We start from the raw sequence: 12,511 nt of genomic DNA on the forward strand, positions 1-12,511 counted from the left end.
TGTACTATAACAATAATTTAATGTTTTGATAAGATACAATATGAAAGTAGAAAACGATTTTATATTAAAAGAAAAAAAATTTAAAAATGTAATTGAATATATACTTGGTGTGGTTAAAACTTTTTCAGCTACTTCTGAAGTCTTAATTGTGCATAATTCAGGAATTAATATTGGAGTAAGAAATAGAAAAATTGATTATGTTAAATTTAATAATAACAATTTTTTAACGATGACTGTTTACAAAAATCGAAAAAAAAGTACAGTATTTTCTACTGATTTTAGCATTACTGCAGTAAACAAAATAATAAATTTAGCAATGGATATTATAAATTATACTTCTGAGGATGTATCATCTGGTTTACCTGATGCAAATTTATTAGCCATTGGAAATTTAAAAAATCTTGATTTATATCATTATTGGCATTGGGACGTAAGACATGCTATTAATTTAGTATTAATAGCAGAGCAAGAAGCTTTTAAAATAGATAAAAGAATTGTTAATACAGAGGGATCTAATTTTGATGGTTGTATGAGCATGAAAGTTTTTGGAAATAGTCATGGCATGTTAGAAAGTTATCATACTACTCTATATTCTATGTCTAGTTGTATGATTGCTAAAGAAAATAGTGATATGCAAAGAGATGTGTCATATACAATTTCTAGAGATATTAATGATTTACTTTCTCCGCAATGTGTGGGTGCAACTAGTTCTAAAAAAGCTGTATCTAGGTTAGGTTCCAAAAAAATTTCTTCTATAAAAAGTTCAGTGATTCTTTCCTCAGAATTATCTTTAGAATTTTTTTCTTATTTAGCTAAAGCTATAAATGGTAATAATGTATATAAAAAGTCGACATTTTTATTGAACAGTTTAGGAAAACAAATTTTTCCTAGTTGGCTTAGTATTCAAGAGAATCCTTATATAAATAAAGGTTTAGGATCGAAATGCTTTGATTTAGAAGGTGTTCGTACATCATCAAAGATGATAATAAAAAATGGTATATTGCAAACATGGTTATTAGATAATTATTCAGCTAAAAAAATGAATTTAATAAGTACGGCTAATTGTGGTGGTATTCATAATTGGCTGATATTAGGTGCCTCAAATATGAATTTGAATGAATTATTAGTGTTAATGAATAAAGGTATACTAATAACAGAATTATTAGGTAACGGTTTAAATTTAATTACAGGAGATTATTCATGTGGAGCTGTAGGACATTTGATAGAACATGGAGCAGTCAAACATCCTGTACATGAAATTACAATTTCTGGTAATTTAAAAGATATGTTTAAAAATATTATATCTATAGGAAATGACATTGATACAAGGCATAAAATATTATCGGGATCAATTTTATTATCTTCTCTTCAAATTTCTGGTTTATAAAGGTTATTTTATTAAATAAAATATTGAATTTAGATATTTCATAATGCATAGAACATTATTTTTAAATATTATCTTTTATAAATGTGTTCTTAAAAGCTAATCTATAAGCCGGGTTCTGTATTGGACAGTCATTTATCTAGGATAATAATCATTTATTATCTCAAGCAACCTACCCGAGTATTATTTGTAAGGGTAAGATACGTAAATACTCCTATTTGGTTTTGCTCCAGGTGGAGTTTACCTCAGCCATACTAGTTACCTAGTATGCGGTGAGCTTTTACCTCGCCTTTTCACCCTTTCCTTTGAACTATTAATTGCAAAGGTGGTTTTTTTTCTGTTGCACTAGTCGTAAGCTTGCGCTTCCCAGATGTTATCTGGCACCTTTTACCCTTTGGAGCCCGGACTTTCCTCTTTTATTTTTAATAAAAATAAAAGCGACTGTCTGATTAGCTTTTATAAAATTTTTTAAACAATATTCTATTTTGTTAGTGCATGATCATATAATAAATTTTTTGATATATTATATAATTTTGCTGTTATTGTTATAGCTTTTTTTAATGGTAAATGTAGTTTTAACATTTGTAAAGTTTTTAATGCTACTTCAGGTAAAAAATAAGATTTTTTAATCTTAACGCTTGATATGATTATTATCATTTCTCCTTTTATTTTAAAACTATTATTTTTTAATTGCGATAATATGTTTGATGACGTATCTCTATGTATTGATTCCCATGTTTTAGTGAGTTCTTTTGCTAGCATTATATATCGATTAGGTCCTAATTCTTGTACTATGTCGTTTATACTTGAAATTATTCGGTGAGGAGTTTCATAAAATATAATGGTTCGTGTTTCTTCTTTCAAATCATGTAATAATTTACGTCTTTTTGTGCTTTTAGATGGAAGAAAACCTTCATAACAAAATCTTTTGATTTGAAATCCTGAAGCACTTAGAGCTGTAATAGCTGCACATGGACCTGGAAGAGGAATGATTTTTATTTTAAATTGGTAGCAATAGTTGATTAAAACATACCCGGGATCATTAATTGTTGGTGTTCCAGCATTGGATACTAACGCAACATTTTTTCCATTTTTGAGTTCTATAATAAGTTTTTTACTTTTATTTTTTTCGTTATGTTTATTAATAGAGGTAATATTTTTAAGAATTTTGTAAGTTCTGGTTAATATTTTAGTATGGTTTATATTTTCTGCTGCAATTACATCTACTATTTTTAATATTGATAATGCTCGATAAGTAATATCGGTTAAATTTCCGATAGGAGTAGGTACAATGTATAACGTACCTTTTTTTGTAATTGATATATTATTTGCATTCATTTTTGATTTTTTAGAAAATAATTTTTAAAAATATTGTTATCATAATAGAAACACATTTATGTATTTTTATTATGAATATATGTGTGTTTATTATGATTGGTATTAAATTTTTCACTTTCTCGTTAAATAAACAATAGATTAATAGTAATAATATTACTCATGATTTATATTATGTACGTTTAAATATAATTTTTTATAGGTGTACTATTTAATTTTTTATGTTCTTTTATAAAAACTATTATATGCTTATTCGTATTAAATTTATAGAAAGGTGATGTTAGTGAAAAGAGTAGTAATTACTGGATTAGGGATTATTTCCAGTATTGGAAATAACAAACAAGAAGTATTAAATTCATTATTGTATACTAAATCAGGTATTTCTTTTTCAGAAGAAATGAAACAATTTGGAATGAGAAGTCATGTATGTGGTAACGTTAAGTTGGACGTTTCGCAATGTATCAGTCGTAAGACTATGAGATTTATGAATAATGCATCTATTTATTCGTACTTATCCATGAAAGAAGCTATCAAAGACGCTAATTTAACTACTGAAATGTATCAAAATAATTCTAGAGTTGGGGTAATTGTTGGTTCTAGTTCGGGATCACCAAAATGTCAAGTAAACGGTGTAAATGCTATAAAAAAAAGAGGATTAAAATCTATTAGTCCTTATGTAGTAATACAATCTATGACTTCTAACATATCTGCTTGTTTGGGTACTGCATTTAAAATATATGGTATTAATTATTCTATTAGTTCAGCATGCTCTAGTTCAGCACATTGTATAGGAAATGCAATAGAACTAATACAATTAGGTAAACAAGATGTTATATTTGCTGGCGGAGGTGAAGAGATTAGTCAAGAATTAGCTTGCACATTTGATGCAATGGGAGCATTGTCAACGAATTATAATTCAGATCCTACTGCATCGTCTAGAGTATTTGATTTCTATCGTGATGGATTTGTTATTTCAGGAGGAGCAGGAATAGTGGTTATAGAAGAATTAAATTATGCATTATCTAGGTCAGCTCGTATATATGCTGAAATTATTGGATATGGTACATCTTCTGATGGTTTTAATATGGTCATTCCATCCGGAGACGGAGCTATTAGGTGTATGAATTTAGCTACAAAAACAATAGATAAAAGTTCTATTGATTATTTAAACGCTCATGGTACATCCACTAAAATAGGTGATTTAGTAGAATTAAATGCTATTCGAAAAGTGTTTAGTAGTACTAATATTCCAATTGTTTCATCAACTAAATCTATTACTGGGCATGCATTAGGCGCGTCAGGAGTACAAGAAATAATTTATAGTTTATTGATGTTAGAGCATAGTTTTCTTGTTCCTAGCATTAATATTATTCGATTAGATCCTGTAGCAAAAAATTGTAATATTTTGACTGTGATTTTAAAGAAACAAGTATCTGTTATTATGTCAAATAGTTTCGGATTTGGAGGAACTAACGTTTCCTTAGTTATAAAAAAATTTTATTAATTTATGTAAATTGATATTGTTATATGTTCATGGTTTATATTAAATAATGGTTTAAATATATTTAGTGCTTCGATAGTATATTTATATATAATATGTTTAGCACAATATATGTATTATATGATAATTTCCTAATTTTATAAATTTTTTGTAATAGTTTAAGACTGTTATCTGGTATTTCCAAATTATGTACGAGTATAAACTTTTAGAAAAATAAACTATAGTTAGATTCAGATGTTTTTAAGTTTTATTTTTTATAGACTGATTTTGTGTATGATGATGCATGAATGTTTGCTTAAAATTAGTTAGTTAATCGGATATATATATTGATTATTTATAGACTTTATATGAAAAATGTTTCTATATTTTTAATGCTATCTAATTATTATTTTTAAAAATGTATAATTATTTAAATTAGAAGCAGTTTTATAACTAAATTATAATATTTGTATAATATTTTATTTTTTAGTTTTTAAACACATATAGATTGAGACATTAATTCAAATAATTTTTTCTTAATTTTAAATGAGTATATCGTAATAAAATTTTTATATTTTGAAAGTTATTGTGAAGACAATATAGTTTACGTATGTAATTAAATAATTTAAATTTAAATTATAAAATAGTGTGTAATATATTTTATTTTAAAACGAAATATGAATGTTTTATTATATGTTAGTACAATGTAATGTTTGTAATCGATTGAAGAAAAGTATTAGGATTTAAACATATAAATTGTTGTAAACCAGTAATTTAATGATTATATGGAATTTATATTTATTGCAATAATCAATGTTAAAATTTATTTCAGTGCAATAAATTTTTTAATCTTTCCTTATATGATTGTTATTACAAAGTGCAAATAACAAGTAACTTTAATACGTTATCTTTTTTAAAGCTTACATAACTTATATTTTGTGCGTGATAAACTTAATTTAGTTTTTTAGAATATTAAGTTTGTATTATGGCATAAGTTATTATTTAGTAAAGAAGTATTGGAAAATTAACAAAAATACAGTAAAAGTAAATATATATATTAAATAATATTAAAACAAATTTAGTGAAAAATGAAAAACAAAATGTATTAATTTTGGTTTTTTAAAATGTTATATTTTATATTTGATTTCTTATGTATAATATATATAAATATTTATTTATAAAAGCAAGTAAACATTGTTATTTTAATTTTTTATAGTGTTTTACATGTATCATATTTTTTGAATTATTGAAAGGAATATAATCCATTGAATCAGTTAGAATTATTAAAACAGTATAGTAAAATTGTAGTAGATAGTGGAGACATGAAGTTGATAAAGAAATATCTTCCTGAAGATACTACTACTAATCCTTCTCTTATTTTAAAAGTAATTACTTTACCTGAATACGAATATATTATTGTTCATTCTATTAATTATGCTAAAAAAAAAGGAGGTACATATCAAGATCAGTTACTCAATGCTGTTGACAAAGTGTCGGTTATGTTAGGTCAAGAAATTTTAGGAGTGATTTCTGGAAAAGTATCTATTGAAATTGATGCGAGATTATCATTTAATACTGATTTGTGCATTAAACAATCGGAAAAGATAATTTCTATGTATGAAGAAGAAGGAATTAGTAAATCTAGAATATTGATTAAATTAGCAGCTACCTGGGAATGCATTAAGGCTGCGGAAGAATTGAAAAATCTTGATATTAATTGTAATTTAACATTACTATTTTCTTTTGCGCAAGCAAGAGCTTGTGCTGAAGCAAAAGTTTTTTTAATTTCTCCATTTGTTGGTCGAATTTATGATTGGTATCAATCTAAATCATTGATAAAAGAGTATTCAGGTTATAATGATCCTGGGGTTATTTCAGTTCGTAAAATATATGATTATTATAAAAGTCATGGATATAGAACGATTATTATGGGAGCAAGTTTTAGAAATATTCAACAAATTTTAGCATTATCTGGATGCGACTATTTAACTATTTCTCCTGTTTTATTACGACAGTTACAATCACAAAATGATAACTTTTTAAGACAACTGAATGTTCCAAATGTTGTAAATAAACCCGTTAGTGTTTTATCTAAGAGTGACTTTTTATGGATGCATAATCAAGATGCTATGGCTGTAGAAAAGTTATCTGAGGGCATATGTCAATTTGGAAGAGATCAAATTGAATTAGAAAGAATAATTAAAAGTAAGATGTAAGCAGTATTTTATTTTTTAATTTTTTGCTTGCAGAATTTATTTCGATAAATGTTATAGGAATTTTATTGGTTTTAATTGTGTGTGAAGGAATAATTTTATGTGTTCGAGAAAAAAATTAGCTGATGCTATTAGAGTATTAAGCATGGATGCAGTACAAAAAGCACAATCTGGACATCCAGGTATGCCAATGGGTATGGCTGATATTGCTGAAGTATTATGGAGAGATTTTTTAAAACATAATCCATGTAATCCATTATGGAATAATAGAGATCGCTTTGTTCTTTCTAATGGACATGGTTCTATGCTTCTATATAGCTTATTACATCTTACGGGATATGATTTATCGTTAGAAGAATTAAAATCTTTTAGACAATTACACTCAAAAACTCCTGGTCATCCTGAAATAGGACATACTCCTGGAGTAGAAATGACTACAGGCCCGTTAGGGCAAGGTTTAGCTACTGCGGTAGGAATGGCAATCGCTGAACGTACATTAGGCATGGTTTTTAATCGACCTGATTATAACATAGTAGATCATTATACTTGGGTATTTGTTGGTGACGGTTGTTTAATGGAAGGAATTTCGCATGAAGTGTGTTCCTTAGCTGGTACTCTGAAGTTAGGGAAATTAATTGTATTTTATGATAATAATGGTATATCTATTGATGGGAATGTAAGCAATTGGTTTACAGATAATACAGGAAAACGATTTGAATCTTATCATTGGCATGTAATATATGACGTTGATGGACATAATCCTAATTCTATTTCTGATGCTATACAAAAATCTGTATTAATAAAAGATCGACCTTCTTTAATCATGTGTAAAACTATTATTGGTTTTGGATCACCTAATCGAGCTGGTACAAAAGATTCTCATGGATCGCCATTAGGTGAATTAGAAGTTGATTTAACTAGAAAAAATTTAAAATGGAGTTTTCCTCCATTTTTTATACCGCAAGAAATTTATGAGAGTTGGAATTTTGTAGTGCAAGGAAAATTGTTAGAAGATGAGTGGAATAAAAACTTCTTAAAATATAAAAAAGTATATCCTAGTTTAGCAAATGAATATATTCGTCGTATAAATCACATTATTCCAAATTCATGGGAAGAAAATTGCAATCAATTTATTCATAAGTTGTGTCTTGATATTAACGATATAGCGACTAGAGTTGCTTCTCAAAATGCTTTAGAGTTTTTTAATACGTTATTACCAGAGATGATTGGTGGATCAGCTGATTTAGCTCCGAGTAATCTCAGTATGTGGTCTGGTTCTAAATCTATCTCGGAGGATGTGTCTGGAAATTATATTCATTATGGAGTTCGCGAATTTGGAATGACTGCTATTGCAAATGGATTGTTCCATCATGGGGGATTCATTCCTTATACTTCTACTTTTTTAGTTTTCTCCGATTATGCTCGTAATGCGATACGTATGGCTGCATTAATGAACACGCAACATATTTTTGTTTATACTCATGATTCTATAGGATTAGGAGAAGATGGTCCTACACATCAACCTGTAGAACAATTGTCTACTCTCCGTTTAATTCCTAATGTGAATGTATGGAGACCTTGTGATCAGGTAGAAACTGCAATAGCATGGAAGTTAGCATTAGAACATAAGTCCGGTCCGACAGCTTTGATATTATCTCGTCAAAATTTATTGCATGTTTCTAGGAGTTTGATAGAAACAAACAATATTTCTCGTGGAGGATATATTTTAAGAGATAATAGTTTTGATAACAATATTAATGCGATTATCATTGCTACTGGATCAGAAGTGAGTATTGCTCTTTCTGTTTATGATAAATTAATTAAAAAAGGTTATCGTATTAGAATCGTTTCTATGCCATCAACTAATGTTTTTGATCAACAAGATCATTGTTATAGAGAATTAGTATTACCTAAGTCTGTTACTAAACGTATTTCAATTGAGGCAGGAGTATCTGATTATTGGTATAAATATGTAGGATTATATGGAATAGCTTTTGGAGTTAATTCTTTTGGGTATTCAGCTTCTTCCGATGAATTGTTTAAAAAGTTTGGGTTTAGTGTTAAAGATATAGTAGAGAAAATAGTAAAATTATTAAGTTCATAAATTTTTTATAGGGGTCTCAATAACCCCTACTACAATAACTATATACTTTTGACAGATTGTAATTACTCTAGAACGATGCTTTATGCAACATATTATGTAATATAGCAGTTAAAATACTTAAAATAAAATTTAGATTTTATATATAAGGAATATTTATGATTTGTCCTATAGTTAGTTTAGCTAAACAACTTATTGCCATTCCTTCTATTAGTCCTATGGATTTGGGGTGTCAAAAAATAATATCTCATAGATTAATTAATGCAGGATTTTCTGTTGAGCATATGAACTGTAATGGTACATATAATATTTGGGCTTATAGAGGAGAGGGTACTACGTTAGCTTTTTCTGGACATACAGACGTTGTTCCTAGTGGAAACAATAAAAATTGGAAATTTCCTCCCTTTGTTCCTACTATTTATAATGAATGTTTATTTGGTCGTGGTGCTGCCGATATGAAAGGAGCGTTAGCAGCTATGATTGTTGCTGTTGAAACATTTGTTAAAAAATATCCAAACCATACTGGAAGATTAGCTTTTTTAATTACTTCCGATGAAGAATCTAAAGCAATATATGGTACTAAAAAAATAGTTGAAAATTTACTCTCTAGACAAGAAAAAATAGAATATTGTTTAATAGGAGAGCCATCTAGCGTTGTATTATTGGGAGACGTGATTAAAAATGGTCGACGTGGTTCTTTAACTGCACATTTACATATTTATGGAAAGCAAGGACATATTGCATATCCTCATCTAGCGAATAATCCTATTCATAATGTTTTATCTTTTTTAAATAATTTAGTATCTATTAAGTGGGATTGTGGGAATAGTTTTTTCCCGCCAAGTAGTTTACAAATTTATGAAATTAAGTCTGGTGCCAATAGTGATAATGTAATACCAGAACAGTTATCATTAAAATTTAATTTGCGTTTTGGTAGTGTACTTACTATAGATGACTTTAAAAGTAAAGTTGAAAAATTGTTATGTGAGGCTAATTTAAAATATAGTATACAATGGAAGTTGTCTGGAGAACCTTTTGTTACCAAGTCAGGATTATTAATAGATGTAACAACTGATGTAATTCAACATTTATGTAGAATTACTCCAAAATTGTTAACTACTGGCGGTACATCTGATGGACGTTTTATTTCCAAAATGGGATCTCAAATATTAGAGTTAGGACTAACTAATGAAACTATACATCAATTAAATGAACATATCAAAATTTCAGATTTACAATTGTTAAGTGATATATATAAGAACATTATTAAAAGATTATTGTTAGACATTTGATAGTTTTCATATGTTTAGTAAGAAACAAATTTTTTGATATGTAAAAATAAACAGAGTATCAAATATTTTTAACACCCTGTTTTTAAAAATTAGTATTAATTTTAGAGATTTAGTTTAACATTTTAGTTATTTATAAATTTTATTCGACATTGTAAAATTAGTAGTGATATATTTTTTAAATATTAAAAGTTTTCTTTTTTCGTCAACACTTTTAAACTTGAATGTTTATATAATTTTACTTTTTTGAATTCATGAAAAATTTTTTATATGTACTAATATTAGAAAACTTTAAAGCTGCTTCAAGAATTAGACTGGTTTGTTTTGAAATAGGAGTTAGTGGTAAACGCAAAGTATCTGTTTTAATTAGGCCTATTTTTTTTGCTAGCCATTTTACTGGAATAGGATTTGGTTCTTTAAATAAACTACGATGTAGTAACATTAAATAGTTGTTTAGTAACCTAGCTGATGTAAAATCTTTTTTTAAAGCTAAATTATATATTTTAGTCATTTCTTTCGCTGCTATATTAGCAGTAACTGATATAACCCCTTGACCTCCTAACTGTACAAAGTCTAATGCTGTAGCATCATCACCGCTAATAAGTAGAAATTTTTCATTTACTAAAGTTTTTATTTTTTGTACTCTGGATAAATCACCCGTAGCTTCTTTTATTCCTATAATATTATGTAACTGAGATAATTTAATGACTGTTTCTGGAATTAAATCACATCCAGTTCGTATGGGAACATTATATAAAATTTGAGGTAAGTGTGTGTTTTTGGCAATAGCTTTAAAATGTTCGTACAGTCCTTTCTGTGTAGGGCGGTTATAATAAGGAGTTACAGTTAAACATGCTGATACTCCTGATGATTCAAACTTTTTTGTTAATGAAATAGCTTCTGATGTTGCATTTGATCCTGTTCCAGCTATAATTGGGATGCGATGATTAGATATTTTTAATGTAAGCATTATTACTTCAATGTGTTCTTCTTGACTTAAAGTTGCTGATTCTCCAGTTGTTCCGACAGAAACAATTGCTGTTGTTCCATTTTCAACGTGGTAATTAATTAGTTTTTTTAGACTAGTTTGACAAATATTACCGTTTTCATCCATTGGTGTTATAAGTGCAACGATACTTCCTTTAAACATTTTTTGTTTCTCTTATAAATAAATTCTTTATAGTATGTTTGATAGATTTTTAGCATCTGTCAAACGAAATGGTTCATGTGTTTTAATATTATAAAATTGAACTGTTACAGTGTTCAAAATATTATTTATGTTTAGTTTCGTTAGCTATGGAGAAATGTTATTTAGTTTAATTAACATTTGGTTGTAACAATAATTACAGATATTATATTCTAATTTTTTATAATTTGAAGATGATCATCATAGGGTAATGTTTTACTATTTAATTTTTTTATATTTTTTAAAAACTTATGGTTAAATATATAATAAAATTAGTTATTTTATACTTAAATTTTTTGTAATAATATATATTTTACATGCATGTTAAGTGATGTTGTTCAAGAACGCAATAAAATTTTTTTTAAAAAATTAATGCATATTACCATATCATTTTTTAATAGGATTAGAATTTATATAAATATGTTAGCGTAGTATTTTATTTTTGTTTCATGCATTGCGCACGATATCTTAGTACATGATCCATAATTGTGATAGCTATCATAGACTCTGCTATCGGAACAGCTCTTAACCCAACGCAAGGGTCATGTCTTCCTGCAGTTACAATTTTTTCTTCTTTTCCGTTATGATCAATAGTTTGACCTTTTTTTCTTATGCTGGAGGTTGGTTTGAGTGCTATTTTTGCAATGATGTCTTCTCCATTGCTAATTCCACCTAATATTCCGCCTGAATGATTACTCATAAATCCATTTTTGTTCATTTCATCTCGATGTTGACTTCCTTTTTGATTAATTACTGAAAATCCATCTCCAATTTCTACTCCTTTAACAGCATTGATGCTCATTAATCCATGTGCTAAATCGGCATCTAATCGATCAAATACAGGTTCTCCTAATCCTACAGGAACGTTTTCAGCTATTATCACAATTTTAGCTCCGATAGAATCACCTTCTTTTTTAAGACTTCTTATTAGCTTATCTATTTCTTGAAATTTTGTTATGTCTGGACAAAAAAATGGATTTTTTTCAACTTCATCCCATGATGTAAGTTTACAAATGATATTTCCTATTTGTTCTAGATATCCATGAATTAAAATTCCATAATTCAAATGGAGATATTTTTTAGCTATAGCGCCTGCAGCAACTCGCATAGTTGTTTCTCTAGCAGATGATCTTCCCCCCCCACGAGGGTCTCGAATTCCATATTTTTTTTGATAGGTATAATCTGCATGTCCTGGTCTAAATAAAGTTTGTATATTTTTATAATCGTTTGGTCTTTGGTCTGTGTTTTGTATCATTAATCCAATACTGGTTCCTGTTGTAATTCCTTTAAAAGTTCCAGATAATATCTTAATATGATCTAGTTCGCATCTTTGAGTAGTATATTTAGATTGTCCTGGTCGTCTTCTATTTAGTTCTTTTTGTAAATCTGACTCTATAATTTCAATTCCTGGTGGCATTCCATCAATAATACATCCTAATGATAATCCGTGAGATTCACCAAATGTTGTAACTCTAAATAATTTTCCGATAGTATTTCCAGCCATTTTTTATCCTTTATTTTGC

General features: G+C 27.7%; 8 protein-coding genes and 1 other RNA gene. 5 read left to right on the forward strand and 4 right to left on the reverse strand.

Annotated elements, in window-relative coordinates; all coding sequences use genetic code 11:
* Positions 1-40: 40 nt before the first annotated feature.
* Positions 41-1,387, forward strand: coding sequence for a metalloprotease PmbA (pmbA, locus tag U0T55_00390; protein ID XBC42885.1), 1,347 nt, complete (start codon positions 41-43; stop codon positions 1,385-1,387).
* An 88-nt stretch (positions 1,388-1,475) separates the two neighbouring features.
* Here the strand turns inward: pmbA and rnpB are convergent.
* Positions 1,476-1,841, reverse strand: an RNA gene (gene rnpB / locus U0T55_00395) — RNase P RNA component class A.
* Between the two features lie 23 nt (positions 1,842-1,864).
* Entirely contained in the window at positions 1,865-2,722 is an 858-nt protein-coding gene (gene rsmI, locus U0T55_00400) for a 16S rRNA (cytidine(1402)-2'-O)-methyltransferase (GenBank protein XBC42886.1), read from the reverse strand.
* A 280-nt stretch (positions 2,723-3,002) separates the two neighbouring features.
* Here rsmI and U0T55_00405 point away from each other — a divergent pair, with 280 nt between their 5' ends.
* The 4 genes from U0T55_00405 to dapE all read left to right on the forward strand — a co-directional run bounded on the left by U0T55_00405 (position 3,003) and on the right by dapE (position 9,805).
* Positions 3,003-4,223 carry a beta-ketoacyl synthase N-terminal-like domain-containing protein gene (locus U0T55_00405; protein ID XBC42887.1) on the forward strand — a complete coding sequence of 407 codons (1,221 nt, stop codon included), beginning with the start codon at positions 3,003-3,005 and terminating at the stop codon, positions 4,221-4,223.
* Between the two features lie 1,241 nt (positions 4,224-5,464).
* Positions 5,465-6,415 carry a transaldolase gene (tal, locus tag U0T55_00410; protein XBC42888.1) on the forward strand — a complete coding sequence of 317 codons (951 nt, stop codon included), beginning with the start codon at positions 5,465-5,467 and terminating at the stop codon, positions 6,413-6,415.
* A 97-nt stretch (positions 6,416-6,512) separates the two neighbouring features.
* Positions 6,513-8,516, forward strand: coding sequence for a transketolase (tkt, locus tag U0T55_00415; GenBank protein XBC42889.1), 2,004 nt, complete (start codon positions 6,513-6,515; stop codon positions 8,514-8,516).
* A gap of 155 nt (positions 8,517-8,671) precedes the next feature.
* Positions 8,672-9,805, forward strand: a complete 1,134-nt coding sequence (gene dapE, locus U0T55_00420; protein ID XBC42890.1) for a succinyl-diaminopimelate desuccinylase — start codon at positions 8,672-8,674, stop codon at positions 9,803-9,805.
* Between the two features lie 235 nt (positions 9,806-10,040).
* Here the strand turns inward: dapE and dapA are convergent, their stop codons facing one another.
* Both dapA and aroC read right to left on the reverse strand, forming a co-directional pair.
* Positions 10,041-10,952 carry a 4-hydroxy-tetrahydrodipicolinate synthase gene (dapA, locus tag U0T55_00425; protein XBC42891.1) on the reverse strand — a complete coding sequence of 304 codons (912 nt, stop codon included), beginning with the start codon at positions 10,950-10,952 and terminating at the stop codon, positions 10,041-10,043.
* 472 nt (positions 10,953-11,424) lie between these two features.
* Entirely contained in the window at positions 11,425-12,492 is a 1,068-nt protein-coding gene (aroC, locus tag U0T55_00430; protein XBC42892.1) for a chorismate synthase, read from the reverse strand.
* Between the last annotated feature and the right edge of the window lie 19 nt (positions 12,493-12,511).

The organism is Buchnera aphidicola (Kaburagia rhusicola ensigallis) (assembly GCA_039830025.1).
Lineage (GTDB): Bacteria > Pseudomonadota > Gammaproteobacteria > Enterobacterales > Enterobacteriaceae > Buchnera_B > Buchnera_B aphidicola_AW.

Excerpts from the sequence above, each read along its gene's own strand:
- dapA (XBC42891.1), bottom strand. The coding sequence starts at position 10,952 with ATGTTTAAAGGAAGTATCGTTGCACTTATAACACCAATGGATGAAAAC.
- rsmI (XBC42886.1), bottom strand. The coding sequence starts at position 2,722 with ATGAATGCAAATAATATATCAATTACAAAAAAAGGTACGTTATACATT.
- pmbA (XBC42885.1), top strand. The coding sequence starts at position 41 with ATGAAAGTAGAAAACGATTTTATATTAAAAGAAAAAAAATTTAAAAAT.
- aroC (XBC42892.1), bottom strand. The coding sequence starts at position 12,492 with ATGGCTGGAAATACTATCGGAAAATTATTTAGAGTTACAACATTTGGT.
- dapE (XBC42890.1), top strand. The coding sequence starts at position 8,672 with ATGATTTGTCCTATAGTTAGTTTAGCTAAACAACTTATTGCCATTCCT.
- tkt (XBC42889.1), top strand. The coding sequence starts at position 6,513 with ATGTGTTCGAGAAAAAAATTAGCTGATGCTATTAGAGTATTAAGCATG.